The organism is Enterobacteriaceae endosymbiont of Donacia proxima, from assembly GCF_012569285.1.
Classification (GTDB): Bacteria; Pseudomonadota; Gammaproteobacteria; order Enterobacterales; family Enterobacteriaceae.
On record NZ_CP046198.1, the window covers coordinates 331,725 to 351,589 of the forward strand.

Sequence of the window (19,865 nt, forward strand, 5' to 3'; positions counted from 1 at the left end):
CCTTCTAATAAATTTTAAAAATATATAGTTATTATTTAATTAATTCTTATAATTTAGATCTAGATTCAATAATTACTTTTGTAATACTATTAGGTGCTTCAGTATATTTTAAAAATTCCATGGTATAAGATGCTCTTCCTTGACTATAAGAACGTAAATCAGTAGCATAACCAAACATTTCGGATAATGGCACACAAGCCCTAATGGTTTTTCCAGTAGGGATATTATCCATACCTTCTATAATTCCTCTTCTACGATTTAAATCCCCAATAACATCTCCCATATATTCTTCAGGTGTTTCAATTTCTACCTTCATTATAGGTTCAAGTAAAATAGGATTAGCTTTTTTAAAAGCATTTTTAAATGCAATAGCTGCAGCTAATTTAAAAGCTAATTCAGAAGAATCTACATCATGATAAGATCCATAATGAAGTCTAACAGCAATATTTACTACAGGATAATTTGCCATAGGACCTGATTTTAGTTGTTCTTGAATACTTTTATCTATAGCCGATATATATTCATTAGGTATTACACCACCTTTTATATCATTAGTAAATAAATAACCTGTATTATTTTTTGGAGTTTTTAATGGGGAAAGATCTATTACAACATGACCATATTGTCCTCTTCCACCTGTTTGTTTTATATATTTACCCTCTACATTAGTAATACTATTTTGTATAGTCTCACGATAAGAAACTTGAGGTTTCCCAATTTTAGCAGATATATTGAATTCTCTTTTCATTCTATCTACAATTATTTCTAAATGTAATTCACCCATTCCTGCTATAATAGTTTGATTAGTTTCTTTATCAGTCCAAGTTTTTAAAGAAGGATCTTCTTTAACAAGACGATTTAAAGCTAAACCCATTTTTTCTTGATCTATTTTAGTTTTAGGTTCTATAGCAATAGAAATAACAGGTTCAGGGAAATCCATTGTTTCAAGAATAATACATTTATTAATATCACATAATGTATCTCCTGTTGTTACATTTTTTAATCCAATAGCAGCAGCTATATCTCCTGCATAAACTTTTTTAATTTCTTCTCTTTTATTAGCATGCATTTGAACTATTCGACCAATACGTTCTTTTTGTTTTTTTATCGAATTATATATAATTTCTCCACTACTAACCGTTCCAGAATATACTCTAAAAAAAGTTAAGTTCCCAACAAAAGGATCATTAGCTATTTTAAAAGCTAATGCTGAAAATAATTCATTATCATCAGTATTACGTATTGATATACTTTTATTATTAGATATTCCTTGAATGGGAGGAATATCTCTAGGAGATGGTAAATAATCAATTATCGCATCTAATAATGCTTGTACTCCTTTATTTTTAAAAGCTGATCCACATGTAATTAAAGTAATTTCATTATTTAAAACTCTTTTCCTTAAAGCAAATTTTATTTCTTTTATAGATATTTTATTACCATTTAAATATTTTTCTAATAATATTTCATCAGATTCTACTGCTGTTTCTATTAATTTTTGATGCCATATTTGAACTTCTTTTTCCATATTTTTAGGTATATTAATATAATTACAATTAATTCCTTGATTTTTTTCACTCCAATTTAATGCTTTCATCTGTATTAAATCAATTACGCCAGTAAATCGTTCTTCAGATCCAATAGGTAATTGTAACGGTATTGCTTCTGTTAATAAATTATTTTGTATTTGTTTTATAACTTTTACAAAATTTGCGCCCATTCTGTCCATTTTATTTATAAAAGCAATTCTAGGTACTTTATATTTATTAGCTTGTCGCCATACTGTTTCTGATTGGGGTTGCACCCCACCTACAGCACAATAAATCATAACTACACCATCTAATACTCTCATGGAACGTTCTACTTCAATTGTAAAATCTACATGTCCTGGAGTATCAATAATATTTATTCTATGTGATTTATATTGATTAAACATTCCTGACCAAAATGCTGTTGTAGCTGCAGAAGTAATAGTAATACCTCTTTCTTGTTCTTGCTCCATCCAATCCATTGTAGCTGCACCATCATGTACTTCCCCTATTTTATGATTTACTCCAGTATAAAATAAAATTCTTTCAGTTGTAGTAGTTTTACCGGCATCAATATGTGCGCTAATACCAATATTACGATATCGTTTTATAGGAGTTATACGACTCATATATTATTCCTCTATCTTATAGATAAAAATTATTAAATAATATTAAATATGATTTTTAATAAAAAATATTGATTTAGTCACAACATATATTATTGATTAATTGATTCATTTTTATTTTAATTAAAAATATTTAAATTTTTATAATTATTTTTTTTACCAACGATAATGAGCAAATGCTTTATTAGCTTCAGCCATTTTGTGTATTTCTTCTTTTTTTTTAACAGCATTTCCTTTATTTTCTAAAGCATCTAGTATTTCATTAGTTAATTTTAGAATCATAGATTTTTCTTGTCTTTTTCTTGCAGAATTAACTAACCAGCGTATAGCTAAAGTATTTCTTCTAGTAGGTCTTATTTCTACTGGTACTTGATAAGTTGAACCACCTACTCTTCTTGATTTTACTTCTACTACAGGTTTAATATTTTCTAATGCATTTAAAAAAATATCTATTTCTTTTTTACCTATTTTTTTTGTAACTTTATTTAAAGCTGAATAAACAATAAATTCTGCAATAGATTTTTTACCATTTACCATAATTATATTAATAAATTTAGCTAATAAATCTGACTCAAATTGAGGATCTGGTGATATTTTTCGTTGACTAACTATACGTCTACGAGGCATAATATTTACTCCAATAATTTAGAAAATTTAATATGATTAATTTGTAAAAAATATTTATTCATATTATTTAGGTTTTTTAACACCATATTTTGATCTTCCTTTTTTACGATCTTTAACGCCAATACAATCTAAAGTACCTCTAATAGTATGATATCTAACTCCAGGAAGATCTTTTACTCTTCCTCCTCTAATTAAAATTACAGAATGTTCTTGTAAATTATGTCCTTCACCTGAAATATAAGAAGTTACTTCGAAACCATTTGTTAATCTTACTCTACATACTTTTCTTAAAGCAGAATTAGGTTTTTTAGGAGTTGTTGTATAAACTTTTGTACAAACTCCTCTTTTTTGTGGACAAAAATTTAAAGCTGGGACATTAGTTTTAATAATTTTACGAGATCTATTTTTACGAACTAATTGATTAATTGTTGCCATATTTTCCTAACCTAAAATAATTTAATTTATTAAGATTTAAAATTACCATACTATTTGTTTTTGATGTTTTATTATTAAATAAACAAATTTTTTGTAATCTATTCGTATAATTTTATCTGAAATATCTGAATTTAAACCTCTAGCTAATATATCATTATTTATAGCAAAAATTAATAGTTTCATTTTTTGTTTGATTTTAATAATTTTTTTAATATATAAACTATTTTTTAATCCAGCTAATACTCCATCCTGGATAAGGAGTAGATCATCATTTTTATTTAAAATATTTAATAATAAAGAAAAATTACAAGATGTTGGAGAACTGAATAAGGTATATAACATATAGAATAATATATTTATTAAATTAGAAGTTGATAATTATATCATAATTATCAATTTTTTTTTTCCATATTAAAGGATTTATAATTTTAATAGGCAAAATCCAATGATTTTTTTTATTATTTTCCATTCCTAAATTTTTTATAGATTTTGAACAAATATAATAATTATTAATATTACAAAGTTTTAAAATATTAAAACTAATATTATAATTATTTAATAAAAAATTTTTTGTATTTTGTTTATAATATATTTGTAAAATTCCATCTCCTATAAAAAATAAAGCTATATCCTCAGTGAATGAGGATATAGAAAGAATTATATCGAGTCCCTCTTTACCGATAAAATTACCATATGGAGATTTTGTAAATATAAATGCTATTTTATTCATTAAAATTGGACTAAACGATCACAAGTTAATATAGATCTTGTAAATGTACTTAAAGTAGTTATTTTAAATGTATCATCAATAATATCATATTTTTTTTTATGATTTAATAAACTATTTTTATAATAGTTATTTTTTGTTATTAAACCTCTTTTTTGTGCAGAGGTAATGCATAAATATAAATTTATATGATATTTTATATTTAATTTTTTCCAATGATTAATTAAATTAAATTCATTTTCACTAAAATAAATATTTTTATTAGAGTTAGAAACACCATCACTGTAAAAAAATATATCTTTTACTATTTGTTTCTCTTCTATTACTGCTTTAATAAATGAATATGCAGAATAAGAATTCTGTGTGTTATATGGAGCTGTTGTTATAAATATTACAAAGATCATATTAAAAACGAAAATCCTAAAATATTTTTTTATATTTATATATAATTTTTATAAATAAAAATTATTTTAATTTATTATGTTATAGTTTTTTAACTAGATACTGAATTTTTTATGTCTAAAAGTTCAATTTCAAATCTTAAAGTTGAATTTGCTGGTATACTAGAAATAATTTCTAAACCATAAGCTAATTTTGGAGGAATAATTAATGTTATTTTACCACCTTTTTTGATATATTTTAAACCTTCTTTCCAACCTGATATTACTTGTTTTAAACATATAGATAAAGGTTTATTTTTTTCAGTACTATCAAATTCAGTACCATCGATTAATTTTCCTGTATATTTTATAACAATTATTTGATTATTATTAGTAATTTTTTTACCACTACCAATTTTATGTATTTTATACACTAATCCAGTATTTGTTTTTTTAAAACCTTTTTCTTTTAAGATTTTTTGAATATATTTTTTACCTATATTACCATTATTTTTAATTTCTTCTTGAATTTCATCAGGACTAAAAGCTTTTACATTGGCGTCATATAACTGAAGTACTCTATCAATTTCATTATTAGAAAGTTTATATTTTTTATCAAGTGCATCAGATACACCTTGAAGAATAAATTTCCTATTTAATACTATTTTTAATTTTTTTTGTATTTGGAATGTACGTGTTAAGTATTTTCCTATTGTTATTCCTAAAGAATATGCAATTTTATCGTTATCGTTTTTAAAAAATTTTTTTTGTTTTTTATTTTCTATATTATATTTTTTTTTTGTAATTTTTTCGGTTTTTTCTTTATTTTTCCACCATGATACATTTTTTAATGTAGATGCATTTGCATTAAATATATTTAAACAAATACTTAAAATTAATATAATAAACATTGATTTTTTTTTAGTAAAAAATTTCATTTTTTCTCCAAAATTTTTTAACAATATTAATAATTTTTAACACATTAAAATTTTATATATAAAATAAGATAATTTATTTATCTTATTTTATATAAAATATTACTTTTAATAAAAAAAAACAAGTTAATTTTTTTTAAAAAAAATTAAATTAATAATTTTAACATTCTTCTTAATGGTTCTGAAGCGCCCCATAATAATTGATCTCCTACGGAAAAAATAGAAAAACAATTTTTGTCTATATTTAATTTTTTTATTCTTCCTACATTAATGTCTAATTTTCCACTAACAAAAGAAGGTGTAAGAAATTTGATAGTTTCATCAAAATTATTTGATATAATTTTAACCCAACTATTATTTTCATTAATAATACTTTTGATATTATTTACTGATAAATTTTTATTTAATTTAATTGTAAATGATTGACTATGTGAACGTAAAGTAGGTATTCTTACACAAATACTATCAATTGGAATAATTTTATTTGTATTTAAAATTTTATTAGTTTCAAACTGTCCTTTCCATTCTTCTTTTGTTTGATCAGTATTTTTTATTTTTTTGTCTATCCAGGGAATTAAACTATTAATTAAAGGAACTTTAAAATATTGTTTAGGTAAGTTAAAAGAATACATTTGTTCTGAAATTTCTTGTTCTATATCTAAAATATTTATTGAAGAATCATTGATTAAAGAAGATATTTTTTGGTATATATATTCCATTTGTAATATAAGTTCTTTCATAAATTTTGAACCAGCACCGGATGCAGCTTGATAAGTAGAAACAGAAATCCAATCAATTAAATTATTTTTAAATAAACCACCTAAAGCCATTAACATTAAACTAACAGTACAATTACCTCCAACAAATGTTTTTATACCTGAATCTAGTTTTTTTTTTATATGTTGTAAATTAATAGGATCTAAAACAATAACAGATTCATTTAAAGTTCTTAAATTAGAAGCTGCATCTATCCAATATCCTTTCCAACCTATTTTACGTAATTGAAAATAAATTTTATTTGTATATTCACTTCCTTGACATGTTAAAATTATATCTAATTCAAATAATTTTTCAAAACTATAAGCATTTTCTAATTTTAAAAATTTATTTTTTATATAAAAATGAGGTATAAGTTTACCATATTGTGAAGTAGAAAAAAAAATAGCATTAATATTACTAAAATCTTTTTTTTTTATCATTCTTTTTATAAGAACAGAACCTACCATTCCTCTCCAACCAATAAATCCTACATTTTTCATTATTTTCCCTTATAAATTATTTTTATTTTATGTATTTTATATAAAAAATATTTTAATTACTAATTTTAAAAATTTATTATAAATTAATTCTATATTTAGAAATATATTGTAATATAATGTATATATTATTTTATTAATTTTATATTCCAGTTAATCGGTTTTTTTTTGTTTAGAATTAAATATTTATTTGTTTTAGAAAAATGTTTACAAAAATAAAATCCCTTATAAAATGATAAAGGTGAAGGATGTGATGTAGTTAATATTAAATGTTTTGATGTTATCAAAACATTTTTTTTTTTTGCATACATTCCCCATAATAAAAAAACAATGTTTTCATAATATAAATTAATTATTTTTATTACGTTATTTGTAAAAATTTCCCAACCAATATTAGAATGAGATTGTGGTTTTCCTTTTTCTACTGTTAAAATAGAATTTAATAACATTACTCCTTCATTAACCCAATTTATTAAATATCCATGATTAGGAATCATGAAATTAGGCATATCGAATTTTATTGCTTTATAAATATTTTTTAGTGTAGGAGGTATTTTAATATTAGGCATAACTGAAAATGCAAAACCATTAGCTTGATTTAGACCAGGATATGGATCCTGACCTAAAATAACTACTTTTAAATTATTAAAATTAATTTTTTTAAAAATGTTAAAAATATATTTTTTTTTAGGGTAAATAATTTTGTTATTATTAATATCTTTATAAATTCTTTGTATTAATTTTATAAAATATTTTTTTTTTGTTTCTTTTTGAAAAAATTTTTTCCATATAAGATTTTTATTTTTCATAAAATATTAAATTATTATTAATAAATATAAATTATTAAAAAATATTATATTATGTTAATATAAAAATAAAATTTTATCCTTGTTTTTAATTTACATTAAAAATTTTAACCATAAGGAAAAAAAATGAAATACTATGAAATAGTATTAATGATAAATCCTAATCAAAGTGATCAAGTAAATAATATTACAGAATATTATAAAAAAATTATTTATAAAAATAATGGTTATATTTCAAGATTAGAAGATTGGGGAAGAAGACAATTGGCATATCCTATATCAAAATTACATAAAGCACATTATGTTTTAATAAACATTGTTTTAAAAAAAAATAATATAATAAAAGAAATTGAAAATAATTTAAGAATTAATGAAAATATTATAAGATTTCTTATTATTAAAACAAAAACAGAAAGAAAAAATCCATCTTTTATTTTGAAATCTAAAGATGAATATCTAGTAAAACGTAATGATATAATTAAAAGAATATAATAAATTTTTTAAAAAAATATAATTTGTTTTATAAGTATTTGGAGCTATATAATGATACGTTATTTTCGTCGTCGTAAATTTTGTCGTTTTACTGCAGAAGGTATTAAAGAAATTGATTATAAAGATATTCATATTTTAAAAAATTTTATTACTGAAAGTGGTAAAATTGTTCCTAGTAGGATTACTGGTACTAAGGCAAAATATCAACGTCAATTAACTAAAGCTATAAAATTAGCAAGGTATTTATCTTTAATATCTTATACTGATCATCATAAATAGTTTATATGATTATTTTTAATAAAAATTTTTTTATAAAGAGTATAAATAATGAAAGTAATTTTGTTAGTTTCTATTCCTGATATAGGAGAAAAATCTCAAGTTGTAAATGTCAAACCTGGATATGCACGTAATTTTTTAATACCAAAAAATAAAGTAATTATTGCTACAAAAAATAATATTATTTTGTTAAAACAAAAAATTTTAGAAAAAAAATCTAAATTATTAGATATTTTAAATAAAGCAAAATCACGATTAAAAGAATTTAATTTAATAAAAAATAAAATACAAATTACTGCTAAAGCAGGTAAGAATGGAAAATTATTTGGTTCAATAGGTAAAAATGATATTTTAAAAGAATTTGAAAAAATTGGGTTTAATATTTTAAAAAAAGAAATTAATTTACCTAAAGGAGGTTTCAAATATATTGGAAAATATACTGTAATTTTTCAATTTCATGAAAAAATTTTAGTTAAAAAACAAATTAGTATAGTAAATGATAAATAATTAATAAAATATTGACTAATTAATAAAATTATGTATAATTTGTATAAGCATGACTATTTAAAACAATATTATTTTTACGAATCCAGTCAGGTCTGGAAAGAAGCAGCTGTAGTAAATATAGTATGTGTAAAAAAATAGTCATGTTTTATTATTTAATTTTTATAAAAATCAAAAAATGAATTCTCATATTTTAGCATTTAAATGGCGTCCTTATACATTTGATGACGTTATTGGTCAAGATCACGTGATACAAGCTATAAAACATAGTTTATTTATTAAAAAAATTCATCCTGCCTGGATACTATCTGGTAGTAGAGGAGTAGGAAAAACAACAATAGCAAGAATATTTGCTATGGGTTTAAGTTGTTTAGAAGGAATAACATCTAATCCATGTGGATGTTGTGAAAATTGTATATCTATAAAAAAAAATTCTTTTTTAGATCTAATTGAATTAGATTCTGCCTCTAAAACTAAAGTAGAAGATATCAGAGAAATATTAGAAATAATTTATTATCCTCCTGTAAAAGGAAGATATAAAATTTATATTTTTGATGAATTTCATATGCTATCTAAACATAGCTTTAATGCATTATTAAAAATAATAGAAGAACCTCCAAAATATATAAAATTTATATTTGCGACAACAGAATTACAAAAAATACCATCTACAATATTATCTAGATGTATTCAATTTCATTTAAAATTAATAGATGAAAATATGATTTTTAATCAGATTAAAAATATTTTAAATAAAGAAAATTTAAAATATGATGAAAAAGCTTTAAAAATTTTATCTTTTGCTGCATATGGTAGCATGCGTGATGCTTTAAATTTAACAGATCAATTAATATCTATGGGAGAATTAACCATAAAAAATATTAATTCGATGTTAGGATTAATAAAAAAAAAATATTTATTTTCATTAATAAAAAATTTTAAAACACAAAAATATAATATAATTTTTAATTTAATTAATAAAATATCTACATTTAATGTTAATTGGGATAATATTATAACCGAAATAATGATACTAATACATCATATTTTAAAAATTCAAATTTTAGATAAAAATTTTAGTAATTTTTTAATAAATTTTAATTTTACAAAAAATGAAATTTCATTTTATAAAAAAATATTAAATACATTTTCGGAAATTGAATTAAAATTTTTATATAATCTTTTAAATATAGGGAAAAAAAATTTATACTTATCTCCAAATCCTAAAATAGGATTTGAAATGATTATATTAGAAATAATAATTTATTTTAAAAATAAAAATTAAATATAAAAAATTTTATGTACTAATTATCTAATATATATAAAAATTATTTTTTATTATTGTATTTTATAAAATATAAATATATATATTTATCATAATGTTTATATAAAAAGAGTAATATAATTATGAAAAAAAAAGAAACGCTAAATTTTCAATCTGAAGTAAAACAATTATTACATTTAATGATTCATTCACTTTATTCAAATAAAGAAATTTTTTTAAGAGAATTAATATCTAATGCTTCTGATGCAGTTGATAAATTAAAATTTCAAGTTTTGTCAAAACCAGATTTATATGAAAATAATACAATATTAAAAGTACAAATTTCTATAAATAAAGAAAAAAGATTAATTACCATTAATGATAATGGTATTGGGATGACTCGTGAAGAAGTTATTGAAAATTTAGGTACAATTGCTAAATCTGGTACTAAAGATTTTATAAAATCTTTAAATTTATCTTCAAATAATAAAACAGAATTAAATACACAATTAATAGGTCAATTTGGTGTAGGATTTTATTCTGCTTTTATAGTATCGGATAAAGTTTTAGTAAAAACTAGAGCTGCCGGTAAAGCTTTAGATGAAGGTGTTTTTTGGGAATCTAACGGAGAAGGAAATTATCATATAGCTAATATTAATAAAGAATTTAGAGGGACTGAAATTATATTGCATATACGTCCAAAATATGATGAATTTTTAGATGTATGGCGTATAAAAACAATAATAAATAAATATTCAGAACATATTTCTTTACCTATAGAAATAGAAATGTATGATGAAAAGAAAAAAAAATATTATTGGGAACAAGTTAATAAAGCACAAGCTCTTTGGTTACGTAATAAATCAAATATAAGTGAAAATGAATATAAAGAGTTTTATAAACAATTAACATATGACAGTACTGAACCAATTATTTGGAGCCATAATCATGTAGAAGGTAAACAAGAATATATCAGTTTATTATATATTCCTTTTAATATCCCGTGGGATATTCGTAATCGTGATTATAAAAATGGATTAAAATTATATGTACAAAGAGTTTTTATTATGGAAGATGCCGAACAATTATTACCTAAATATTTACGTTTTATAAGAGGTTTAGTAGATTCTAATGATTTACCTTTAAATATTTCAAGAGAAATTTTACAAAAAAATAGTATTATTCATAATATGAAAATTACATTAACAAAAAAAGTTCTTAATATGTTAATGAAACTTACTAAAGAAGTAAAAAAATATAATGATTTTTGGAAAAAATATGGTTTAATTTTTAAAGAAGGTCCAGCAGAAGATATAAAAAACAAAAATATAATTATTAAATTATTACGTTTTGCTTCAACATTTAATAATAATTCTGAACAGAATGTATCTTTAGATGATTATTCGAAAAGAATGATAAAAGGACAAAAAAAAATATATTTTTTAACATCAGATAATTATCTTTCAGCTCAAAGTAGTCCTCATTTAGAATTTTTTTACCGAAAAGGAATAGAAGTATTATTATTAATAGATCATATTGATGAATGGATGATGAGTTATATTAATGAATTTGGAGGAAAAACATTTCAATCTATTAGTAAACAAGATAATTCATTAGATGAATTTATTAAGGATAAAGATAATCTTATAAAAGATGAAATAAAAGAAAAATTTAAACCTTTTTTACAAAAAATACAAAATTTATTAGGTAATAAAATTAAAAAAGTTAAATTAACAAATAAATTAATTAATACTCCTGCTATTGTTACTACTGATTTAAATGAAATGAGTACACAAATGGCAAAATTATTTGCAGCTGCAGGACAAGAAACACCAGAAATAAAATATAATTTTGAATTAAATCCAAATCATATTTTAATTAAAAAAATATTAATAATTAAAGACGAAAAATATTTTTTTGAATTTATTAATCTATTACTAGATGAAGCTATTTTAGCGGAAAAAGGTACTTTAGAAAATCCAAATAAATTTATTAATCGTATAAATAAATTTTTATCTCAAATTTAAATATGATATAGATAAGATAATTATAAGAAATAATTATCTTATCTTTTTTTTAGAAAGATGTTTTAATATTTTAAATATTATTTTATTAAAATAAACTATTTACTATTTTAAAAAATACTTTTATGATTTAATTAAAATATTTAGAATATAAAAAAATTCTATGTAAAAGTATATGTCTTATTTTAAATAAAATAAGAATTTTATCCACAATTATAATAAATTATTAATAAAAAAATGACAAAAAAAAGAAATATATTTTTAATAGGACCTATGGGAGCAGGAAAAAGTACAATTGGTCGTCATTTAGCAAATTTATTAAAAATGGATTTTTTTGATTCAGATCAAGAAATTGAACATCGTACAGGTGCAGATATAAATTGGGTATTTGATGTAGAAGGAGAAGAAGGTTTTAGAAAACGTGAAAAAAAAATTATTGATGAAATTACTAAAAAACAAGGGATTATATTAGCTACAGGCGGAGGTTCTATACAATCTAAAGAAACTCGAAAAATTCTTTCTTCTAGAGGGATTGTCGTGTATCTTGAAACTACTATAGAAAAACAGTTAAGTCGTACTAAAAGAGATAAAAAACGTCCTTTATTAAAAAATAAACAAAATAAATTAGCTAAAGAAATTTTGAAAGATTTAGCTAAAAAAAGAAATTATTTATATAATGAAATAGCTGATTTTATAATTAAAACAGACGAACAAAGTGCTAAAGTTGTTGCTAATCAACTTATTAATTTATTAGAAAAAAATTAATTATATTAGTTTTTTAAATAAAAAAGATAATATTATATATGGAAAAAACTATTTTAGTTTCAACAAAAAGAAATAATTATCCTATTATTATAAATTTTAATTTATTTGATAAAAAAATATTTTATCCCTTTCTTAAGAAAGGGGATAGTATTATGATTGTTACTAATCAAAAAGTTTTTTCTTTATATTTTAAAAAAATATTTAATCAATTTAATAATATAGGTCTTAAAATTAATCATATTATTCTTCCTGATGGTGAAAAATATAAAACATTAATTACTGTTAATATGATTTTTACAACATTACTTAAAAATTTACATAATAGAGATACAACTCTTGTTGCTTTAGGAGGAGGAGTTATAGGTGATATTACTGGTTTTGCTGCATCTATTTATCAAAGAGGTGTAAAATATATACAAATACCTACTACTTTATTATCACAAGTAGATTCTTCTATTGGAGGGAAAACAGCCGTAAACCATGATTTAGGAAAAAATATGATTGGTAGTTTTTACCAACCTAACATTGTAATAATTAATTTAAGTTGTTTATATACTTTATCTCAAAGAGAATTTTCAGCTGGAATAGCTGAAGTGATAAAATATAGTATTATTTTTGATAAAAAATTTTTTTCTTGGTTAGAAAATAATATAAACGATTTATTTAATTTAAATAAAGATAAAATATTTTATTGTATTAATAAATGTTGTAAATTAAAAGCAAAAATTATTCATATTGATGAATATGAGAATGATCAAAGAGCGTTATTAAATTTAGGTCATACATACGCACATGCTATAGAATCCGAATTAGGATATGGTAAATGGTTACATGGTGAAGCTGTATCAGTCGGTATTGTTATTGCTGCTTTAACATCTAAAGAATTAAACTTATTGAATAATTTAGATATAATAAGAATTATTAATTTATTAAAACAATGTAAATTACCTATTAAATCACCACCAAATATGCATACATATAAATTTTTAAAACATATTTATAGAGATAAAAAAATTAAAAAGAAACAGATTAATATTATTTTACCAGTTAAAATTGGTAAAGTTCTTATATATAAGAATATTTCTGAAAAAATTGTTATTAATGCTATTAATAATAATAAAAATTTATTATTATAAATTATTAGTATATAATACAGTTTTATTTATAATTTTTTTTATAAAATGAAAAATATTTTGATTGCTGCATCTATTTTATCTGCTAATTTTGCGTATTTAGGAAGAGAAATTAAAGATGTGCTTAAGGCAGGAGTTGATATCATACATTTTGATGTTATGGATAATCATTATGTACCTAATTTAACTATTGGACCTTTAGTTTTAAAATCTTTAAGAGATTATGGAATTAAATGTATAATAGACGTACATTTGATGACAAAACCAGTAGATGATTTAATCATTAAATTTGCAAAATCAGGTGCTGATATTATCACTTTACATCCTGAAAGTTCTTATCATTTAGATAAAAGTATTTCTTTAATAAAGAATTATGGATGTAAAGCTGGTTTAGCTTTAAATCCTGCAACTTCTTTGTTTTATTTAGATTATTTATTTGATAAATTAGACATAATTTTAATTATGTCTGTTAATCCTGGTTTTGAAGGACAAAAATTTTTAAATCATATTTATGATAAAATTATTAAAATTAAGAAAATTATTAAAAGAAAAAATATTTTATTAGAAGTAGATGGAGGTATTAATATTAATAATATAAAAAAAATTGCATTTGCTGGCGCAGATATTCTTGTGATAGGTTCAGCTATATTTAAAAATTCATTTTCATATTATGAGAATATTCAAAATATTAAATTAAAATTAAATACTTAGTTTTAAAAATTTAAAATACATTTTATATAATTATGAAAAAAAAAATAATATTTAGTGGGATTCAACCAACTGGTTTATTAACTATTGGAAATTATATTGGGGCATTAAGTCAATGGGAAAAATTACAAAAAAAATATTTTTGTATTTATTGTATAGCTGATTTACATGCTTTAACTATTTATCAAAAAAAAAATATTTTAAATAATAATATATTAGATGTTTTATCTATATGTTTAGCATCTGGTATTGATCCAAAAAAAAGTATTATTTTTATACAATCTCATGTTTCTCAACATACTCAATTAAATTGGATCTTAAATTGTTTTGCTAATTTTGGTGTAATAAAACGCATGACACAATTTAAAGAAAAAATTTATTTAAATCAAAATATTAATGTCGGATTATTTAGTTACCCCATATTAATGGCAGCAGATATATTGTTATATCAAACATATAAAGTTCCAGTAGGAAAGGATCAAGTTCAACATATTGAACTAGTTAAAGATATTGCACGTCGATTTAATAATATTTATAAGAAAAAAATATTTACAATTCCTAAAAAAAAATTACATGAAAACTATGGTTCATGTATAATGTCATTATTATCTCCTTTTAAAAAAATGTCTAAATCTGATAATAATAAAAATAATATAATTACATTATTTGATAATGATTTTACAATTAGAAAAAAAATTAAACATGCGATTACAGATTCTGATAACCCCCCAAATATAAAATTCGATTTAAAAAATAAACCAGGAATTTCTAATTTACTTATTATATTATCTAATATAACTCAAATTTCTATAAAAGAATTAGAATATAATTTTCAAAATAAAAATTATTATGATTTAAAAGAATTTGTCATTAATAATTTATGTTTATTTTTAAATAAATTAAGAAAAAAGTTTTTTTTTTACAGAAAAAATGAAATTCTTTTAAGAAAAATTATGCTTAATGGAGCACAAAAAGCAGAAAAATACGCTAAAATTACTTTAAAAAAAGTATATAATATTATTGGGTTAAATATGTAATAAAATAAAATAAATCATCTTGTTCCATATACAACAATTGTCTTGCCATGAGCATAAATTAAATTACGATTTTTTAAAATTTTGAGTGTACGTCCTACAGTTTCTCTTGAACAACCTACTATTTTACTTATTTCTTGTCTAGTTATTTTTATTTGCATTCCATCTGGATGGGTAATCGCATCTGGGGATTTAGCTAAATTTAATAATTCTTTAGAAATTCGATGAGTAACATCTAAAAAAGCTAAATTACTAATTTTTTTAAATGTAATTTGTAATTTATTTATAATTTGCGAAGTAATTCTCATGATAATATCACGATTAATTTTGATCAAATTAAAAAAATTTTTATGTGAAATTTCTGCTAACTCACATTCTGTTCTTAATTTAATTAAGGTAATTTCTTTATAAGAATTATTAAAAATTCTATTTTCACCTATAAAACTACCCGCATTTAAATAATGCAGTATTATTTCTTTACCATTTCTATTTTTAATAGAAACAACTATACTTCCTTTTAATATATAATATAAATTTTTAGAAATATCTCCTTGTTTTATCAAAATCATTTTAGCAGGGTATTTATTAATATTACAATAAGAAAGAAACCATTCTAAAGTAGAATCTTTTTGTAACTTAAGAAACATTAGTAATTATCCTTCTACTATCTTGTATTTTATAAAATTAATAAAAAATTTTTATTTTGTTTAAAAATATTACATGTAAATATTTATATATGCTGATACCCAGAATTGAACTGAGACCTTCATTCTTACCAAGAATGTGCTCTACCTAATAAGCTATATCAGCTAAAATATAATATAAATATTATTTATATTTTTATTTATAGATCTACCTATTAAGCAGACAACGGGAATCGAACCCGTATTTTTAGCTTGGAAGGCTAAAGTAATACCATTATACTATGTCTGCCATACATTAAACTATAATATTATATTTTTTATAAAAATATTTTGGTGGGAGAAGGATTCGAACCTTCGAAGTCTATGACGACAGATTTACAGTCTGCTCCCGTTAACCACTTGGGTATCCCACCTTTTTTATTATTATAAAAAATCTAAAAAGAAACATAAACGAAATACATAATGCCGGCTACCGGAATCGAACTGGTGACCTACTGATTACAAGTCAGTTGCTCTACCATCTAAGCTAAGCCGGCATATTTTTATTTATCTAAATATTTTATAAAAAATAATTTTAAAAATTAAATAAATTTCAACTTTATCCTGGTATTTACCTACTCTCACATGAGGAGACCTCACACTACCATCGGCACTATAATATTTCACTTCTGAGTTCGGAATGGATTCAGGTGGTACCATTATGTTATTTATACCAGGATTTTTTATAAATATTATTTAATATTTTAATAACTAAACGATTCTGGTGTTGTAAGGTTAAGACTCACGGGTGTTTATTAGTACTAGTTAGCTTAACATATTACTATGCTTACACATCTAGCCTATCAACGTCATAGTCTTTAACGTCCCTTAAGAGATTTTTGTAAATAATTAACAAAAATCATGGGAAGACTAATCTTAAGGCAAGTTTCGCACTTATATGCTTTCAGCGCTTATCTTTTCCGTATTTAGCTACCGGGCAATGCCATTGGCATGACAACCCGAACACCATAGATACGTTCACTCCGGTCCTCTCGTACTAGGAGCAAATCCTTTCAATCTTCCAACGCCCACGGCAGATAGGGACCGAACTGTCTCACGACGTTCTAAACCCAGCTCGCGTACCACTTTAAATGGCGAACAGCCATACCCTTGGGACCTACTTCAGCCCCAGGATGTGATGAGCCGACATCGAGGTGCCAAACACCGCCGTCGATATGAACTCTTGGGCGGTATTAGCCTGTTATCCCCGGAGTACCTTTTATTCGTTGAGCGATGGCCTTATCATACAGAACCACCGGATCACTAAGACCTGCTTTCGCATCTGTTCGAATTGTCATTCTTACAGTTAAGCCAGCTTATGCCTTTGTACTAACCTCACGATTTCCGACCGTGATTAGCTGACCTTAGTACTCCTCCGTTACTCTTTAGGAGGAGACCGCCCCAGTCAAACTACCTACCAGACATTGTCTCTAATCCGGATTACGGATTTAGGTTAGAATAATAAGTACTAAAGGGTGGTATTTCAAGGTTGATTCCATACTGACTAGCGTCAGTATTTCATTATCTCCCACCTATCCTACACATTAATATTTATTATTCAATATCAAGTTATAGTAAAGGTTCACGGGGTCTTTCCGTCTTGCCGCGGGTACACTGCATCTTCACAGCAATTTCAATTTCACTGAGTCTCAGGTGGAGACAGTCTGACCATCATTACGCCATTCGTGCAGGTCGGAACTTACCCGACAAGGAATTTCGCTACCTTAGGACCGTTATAGTTACGGCCGCCGTTTACCGGGGCTTCGATCAAGAGCTTCTTATAAAAATAATAACCCTATCAATTAACCTTCCGGCACCGGGCAGGCGTCACACCGTATACGTCCACTTACGTGTTTGCACAGTGCTGTGTTTTTAATAAACAGTTGCAGTCAGCTGTTATCTTAGACTGATATCAGCTTAAAAAGTAAATTTTCTCACCTATTTTCAGTGTGCCTTCTCCCGAAGTTACGGCACTATTTTGCCTAGTTCCTTCACCTGAGTTCTCTCAAGCGCCTTAGTATTCTCTACCTGACTACCTGTGTCGGTTTAAAGTACGATTCAATATTATTTAAGTTTAGAGGATTTTCTTGTAAGCATGGTATTAATTACTTCAATACAATAAAGTATCTCGTCATCACATCTCAATGTTAACAATTATCCGGATTTTCCTAGATAATCCATCTACATGTTTAAACCAAGACAACCATCACTTGGATAATTTAACCTTCTTCGTCCCCCCTTCACAATAATAATGAGTACAGGAATATTAACCTGTTATCCATCGACTACGCTTTTCAGCCTCATCTTAGGGGTCGACTTACCCTACCTCGATTACCGTTGGATAGGAAACCTTAGTCTTTCGGCGAATAGGTTTTTCACCTATTTTATCGTTACTCATGTCAGCATTCGCACTTCTGATATCTCCAATAAATTTTACAATTTATCTTCAACGATTTACAGAACGCTCCCCTACCCAATAAAATAATACTTTTTTTATTGTCGCAGCTTCGGTGTATAATTTAGCCCCGTTACATCTTCCGCGCAGAACGACTAGACCAGTGAGCTATTACGCTTTCTTTAAATGATGGCTGCTTCTAAGCCAACATCCTGGCTGTTTATGCCTTCCCACTTCGTTTCCCACTTAATTATAACTTAGGGACCTTAGCTAGCGATCTGGGTTGTTTCCCTCTTCACAACGGACGTTAGCACCCGCTGTGTGTCTCCCATGATAACATAAATTCGGTATTCGTAGTTTGCATCGGATTGGTAAATCTGGTAGATTCCCTAACCGAAACAGAGCTCTACCCCCGAATATGAATTACATGAGGCGCTACCTAAATAGCTTTCGGGGAGAACCAGCTATCTCCCGGTTTGATTGGCCTTTCACCCCTAACCACAAGTCATCCGCTAATTTTTCAACATTAGTCGGTTCGGTCCTCCAGTAAGAATTACCAAACCTTCAACCTGCTCATAGTTAGATCACCGGGTTTCGGGTCTATATCTTGCAACTAAACGCCCTTTTAAGACTCGGTTTCCCTACGGCTTCCTTATACAGTTAACCTTGCTACAAAATATAACTCGCTGACCCATTATACAAAAGGTACGCAGTCACATTTTTAAAAATGCTCCTACTGCTTGTACGTATATGATTTCAGGTTCTATTTCACTCCCCTAACCGGGGTTCTTTTCACCTTTCCCTCACGGTACTAGTTCACTATCGGTCAGTCAGTAGTATTTAGCCTTAGAGGATGATCCCCCTATATTCAAACAAGATTTCTCGTGTCTCGTTCTAATCATTGAGATTATAATCATCATATTTTAATATACAGGACTATCACCTTGTGTCGTATAACTTTCCAGTTATTTCTACTAATATGATAAGTAAAATATATCTCGGGCTTTTTCCTGTTCGCTCGCCACTACTAAGGAAATCTCTATTGATTTCTTTTCCTCAGGATACTTAGATGTTTCAGTTCTCCTGGTTTACTTCGTAATTCTATGTATTCAAATTACGATAATATATAGTTACATATATTAGGTTTCCCCATTCGGATATCATCGACTAAATAACGCTTTATATCAGCTCATCGATGCTTTTCGCAGATTTACACGTCCTTCATCGCCTCTGACTGCCAAGGCATCCATCATATACGCTTATTTA

At 24.4% G+C, this 19,865-nt stretch carries 19 protein-coding genes, 4 tRNA genes, 2 rRNA genes and 1 other RNA gene; 10 read left to right on the forward strand and 16 right to left on the reverse strand.

Annotated elements, in window-relative coordinates; translation table 11 throughout:
- Window positions 1–46 precede the first annotated feature (46 nt).
- The 9 genes from fusA to ung all read right to left on the reverse strand — a co-directional run bounded on the left by fusA (window position 47) and on the right by ung (window position 7,324).
- Window positions 47–2,158, reverse strand: coding sequence for an elongation factor G (gene fusA / locus GJT97_RS01595; RefSeq protein ID WP_169767750.1), 2,112 nt, complete (start codon window positions 2,156–2,158; stop codon window positions 47–49).
- Between the two features lie 153 nt (window positions 2,159–2,311).
- Window positions 2,312–2,782 (reverse strand): 30S ribosomal protein S7, encoded by a 471-nt coding sequence (gene rpsG / locus GJT97_RS01600; protein ID WP_169767751.1) that lies wholly within the window; start codon window positions 2,780–2,782, stop codon window positions 2,312–2,314.
- 63 nt (window positions 2,783–2,845) lie between these two features.
- The gene (rpsL, locus tag GJT97_RS01605) at window positions 2,846–3,217 is read right to left on the reverse strand and encodes a 30S ribosomal protein S12 (protein WP_169767752.1); all 372 of its coding nucleotides are present in this window, start codon (window positions 3,215–3,217) and stop codon (window positions 2,846–2,848) included.
- A 42-nt stretch (window positions 3,218–3,259) separates the two neighbouring features.
- Window positions 3,260–3,559: a sulfurtransferase complex subunit TusB gene (gene tusB, locus GJT97_RS01610; RefSeq protein ID WP_169767753.1), complete on the reverse strand. Its 300-nt coding sequence runs from the start codon at window positions 3,557–3,559 to the stop codon at window positions 3,260–3,262.
- A gap of 22 nt (window positions 3,560–3,581) precedes the next feature.
- Entirely contained in the window at window positions 3,582–3,947 is a 366-nt protein-coding gene (gene tusC / locus GJT97_RS01615) for a sulfurtransferase complex subunit TusC (RefSeq protein WP_169767754.1), read from the reverse strand.
- Entirely contained in the window at window positions 3,947–4,348 is a 402-nt protein-coding gene (gene tusD, locus GJT97_RS01620; protein ID WP_169767755.1) for a sulfurtransferase complex subunit TusD, read from the reverse strand. Before tusD ends, tusC begins: the two co-directional genes overlap by 1 nt.
- An 89-nt stretch (window positions 4,349–4,437) precedes the next feature.
- The gene (gene fkpA / locus GJT97_RS01625; RefSeq protein ID WP_169767756.1) at window positions 4,438–5,262 is read right to left on the reverse strand and encodes an FKBP-type peptidyl-prolyl cis-trans isomerase; all 825 of its coding nucleotides are present in this window, start codon (window positions 5,260–5,262) and stop codon (window positions 4,438–4,440) included.
- 143 nt (window positions 5,263–5,405) lie between these two features.
- Window positions 5,406–6,518 (reverse strand): aspartate-semialdehyde dehydrogenase, encoded by a 1,113-nt coding sequence (gene asd, locus GJT97_RS01630; RefSeq protein ID WP_169767757.1) that lies wholly within the window; start codon window positions 6,516–6,518, stop codon window positions 5,406–5,408.
- Between the two features lie 125 nt (window positions 6,519–6,643).
- Window positions 6,644–7,324 (reverse strand): uracil-DNA glycosylase, encoded by a 681-nt coding sequence (gene ung, locus GJT97_RS01635; RefSeq protein ID WP_169767758.1) that lies wholly within the window; start codon window positions 7,322–7,324, stop codon window positions 6,644–6,646.
- Between the two features lie 123 nt (window positions 7,325–7,447).
- Here ung and rpsF point away from each other — a divergent pair, with 123 nt between their 5' ends.
- The 10 genes from rpsF to trpS all read left to right on the forward strand — a co-directional run bounded on the left by rpsF (window position 7,448) and on the right by trpS (window position 15,524).
- A complete protein-coding gene (gene rpsF / locus GJT97_RS01640) occupies window positions 7,448–7,813 on the forward strand; it encodes a 30S ribosomal protein S6 (RefSeq protein WP_169767759.1) in 366 nt (121 codons plus the stop codon).
- Window positions 7,814–7,864: 51 nt separating this feature from the next.
- Entirely contained in the window at window positions 7,865–8,092 is a 228-nt protein-coding gene (gene rpsR, locus GJT97_RS01645) for a 30S ribosomal protein S18 (RefSeq protein ID WP_169767760.1), read from the forward strand.
- Window positions 8,093–8,140: 48 nt separating this feature from the next.
- Window positions 8,141–8,596: a 50S ribosomal protein L9 gene (gene rplI / locus GJT97_RS01650; RefSeq protein WP_169767761.1), complete on the forward strand. Its 456-nt coding sequence runs from the start codon at window positions 8,141–8,143 to the stop codon at window positions 8,594–8,596.
- A 49-nt stretch (window positions 8,597–8,645) separates the two neighbouring features.
- Window positions 8,646–8,741: signal recognition particle sRNA small type (gene ffs, locus GJT97_RS01655), an RNA gene on the forward strand.
- 30 nt (window positions 8,742–8,771) lie between these two features.
- Complete coding sequence (gene dnaX, locus GJT97_RS01660; RefSeq protein WP_169767762.1) at window positions 8,772–9,878, forward strand: DNA polymerase III subunit gamma/tau; 1,107 nt, start codon at window positions 8,772–8,774, stop codon at window positions 9,876–9,878.
- Between the two features lie 122 nt (window positions 9,879–10,000).
- Entirely contained in the window at window positions 10,001–11,884 is a 1,884-nt protein-coding gene (gene htpG, locus GJT97_RS01665; RefSeq protein ID WP_246208919.1) for a molecular chaperone HtpG, read from the forward strand.
- 234 nt (window positions 11,885–12,118) lie between these two features.
- Window positions 12,119–12,646, forward strand: coding sequence for a shikimate kinase AroK (gene aroK / locus GJT97_RS01670; protein WP_169767763.1), 528 nt, complete (start codon window positions 12,119–12,121; stop codon window positions 12,644–12,646).
- Between the two features lie 38 nt (window positions 12,647–12,684).
- Entirely contained in the window at window positions 12,685–13,782 is a 1,098-nt protein-coding gene (aroB, locus tag GJT97_RS01675; protein ID WP_169767764.1) for a 3-dehydroquinate synthase, read from the forward strand.
- Between the two features lie 45 nt (window positions 13,783–13,827).
- Complete coding sequence (rpe, locus tag GJT97_RS01680; RefSeq protein WP_169767765.1) at window positions 13,828–14,490, forward strand: ribulose-phosphate 3-epimerase; 663 nt, start codon at window positions 13,828–13,830, stop codon at window positions 14,488–14,490.
- A 32-nt stretch (window positions 14,491–14,522) separates the two neighbouring features.
- Window positions 14,523–15,524: a tryptophan--tRNA ligase gene (gene trpS / locus GJT97_RS01685; protein ID WP_169767766.1), complete on the forward strand. Its 1,002-nt coding sequence runs from the start codon at window positions 14,523–14,525 to the stop codon at window positions 15,522–15,524.
- 14 nt (window positions 15,525–15,538) lie between these two features.
- Here the strand turns inward: trpS and crp are convergent, their stop codons facing one another.
- The 7 genes from crp to GJT97_RS01720 all read right to left on the reverse strand — a co-directional run bounded on the left by crp (window position 15,539) and on the right by GJT97_RS01720 (window position 19,865).
- Window positions 15,539–16,168, reverse strand: a complete 630-nt coding sequence (crp, locus tag GJT97_RS01690; protein ID WP_169767767.1) for a cAMP-activated global transcriptional regulator CRP — start codon at window positions 16,166–16,168, stop codon at window positions 15,539–15,541.
- Window positions 16,169–16,258: 90 nt separating this feature from the next.
- Window positions 16,259–16,331: transfer RNA gene (locus GJT97_RS01695), tRNA-Thr, on the reverse strand.
- Between the two features lie 52 nt (window positions 16,332–16,383).
- Window positions 16,384–16,454: transfer RNA gene (locus GJT97_RS01700), tRNA-Gly, on the reverse strand.
- Between the two features lie 42 nt (window positions 16,455–16,496).
- Window positions 16,497–16,578, reverse strand: a tRNA-Tyr gene (locus GJT97_RS01705).
- Window positions 16,579–16,628: 50 nt separating this feature from the next.
- Window positions 16,629–16,701, reverse strand: a tRNA-Thr gene (locus GJT97_RS01710).
- Window positions 16,702–16,766: 65 nt separating this feature from the next.
- Window positions 16,767–16,882, reverse strand: a 5S ribosomal RNA gene (gene rrf / locus GJT97_RS01715).
- Between the two features lie 53 nt (window positions 16,883–16,935).
- Window positions 16,936–19,865: ribosomal RNA gene (locus GJT97_RS01720) — 23S ribosomal RNA — on the reverse strand.

Excerpts from the sequence above, each read along its gene's own strand:
- fusA (WP_169767750.1), bottom strand. The coding sequence starts at position 2,158 with ATGAGTCGTATAACTCCTATAAAACGATATCGTAATATTGGTATTAGC.
- rpsG (WP_169767751.1), bottom strand. The coding sequence starts at position 2,782 with ATGCCTCGTAGACGTATAGTTAGTCAACGAAAAATATCACCAGATCCT.
- rpsL (WP_169767752.1), bottom strand. The coding sequence starts at position 3,217 with ATGGCAACAATTAATCAATTAGTTCGTAAAAATAGATCTCGTAAAATT.
- tusB (WP_169767753.1), bottom strand. The coding sequence starts at position 3,559 with ATGTTATATACCTTATTCAGTTCTCCAACATCTTGTAATTTTTCTTTA.
- tusC (WP_169767754.1), bottom strand. The coding sequence starts at position 3,947 with ATGAATAAAATAGCATTTATATTTACAAAATCTCCATATGGTAATTTT.
- tusD (WP_169767755.1), bottom strand. The coding sequence starts at position 4,348 with ATGATCTTTGTAATATTTATAACAACAGCTCCATATAACACACAGAAT.
- fkpA (WP_169767756.1), bottom strand. The coding sequence starts at position 5,262 with ATGAAATTTTTTACTAAAAAAAAATCAATGTTTATTATATTAATTTTA.
- asd (WP_169767757.1), bottom strand. The coding sequence starts at position 6,518 with ATGAAAAATGTAGGATTTATTGGTTGGAGAGGAATGGTAGGTTCTGTT.
- ung (WP_169767758.1), bottom strand. The coding sequence starts at position 7,324 with ATGAAAAATAAAAATCTTATATGGAAAAAATTTTTTCAAAAAGAAACA.
- rpsF (WP_169767759.1), top strand. The coding sequence starts at position 7,448 with ATGAAATACTATGAAATAGTATTAATGATAAATCCTAATCAAAGTGAT.
- rpsR (WP_169767760.1), top strand. The coding sequence starts at position 7,865 with ATGATACGTTATTTTCGTCGTCGTAAATTTTGTCGTTTTACTGCAGAA.
- rplI (WP_169767761.1), top strand. The coding sequence starts at position 8,141 with ATGAAAGTAATTTTGTTAGTTTCTATTCCTGATATAGGAGAAAAATCT.
- dnaX (WP_169767762.1), top strand. The coding sequence starts at position 8,772 with ATGAATTCTCATATTTTAGCATTTAAATGGCGTCCTTATACATTTGAT.
- htpG (WP_246208919.1), top strand. The coding sequence starts at position 10,001 with ATGAAAAAAAAAGAAACGCTAAATTTTCAATCTGAAGTAAAACAATTA.
- aroK (WP_169767763.1), top strand. The coding sequence starts at position 12,119 with ATGACAAAAAAAAGAAATATATTTTTAATAGGACCTATGGGAGCAGGA.
- aroB (WP_169767764.1), top strand. The coding sequence starts at position 12,685 with ATGGAAAAAACTATTTTAGTTTCAACAAAAAGAAATAATTATCCTATT.
- rpe (WP_169767765.1), top strand. The coding sequence starts at position 13,828 with ATGAAAAATATTTTGATTGCTGCATCTATTTTATCTGCTAATTTTGCG.
- trpS (WP_169767766.1), top strand. The coding sequence starts at position 14,523 with ATGAAAAAAAAAATAATATTTAGTGGGATTCAACCAACTGGTTTATTA.
- crp (WP_169767767.1), bottom strand. The coding sequence starts at position 16,168 with ATGTTTCTTAAGTTACAAAAAGATTCTACTTTAGAATGGTTTCTTTCT.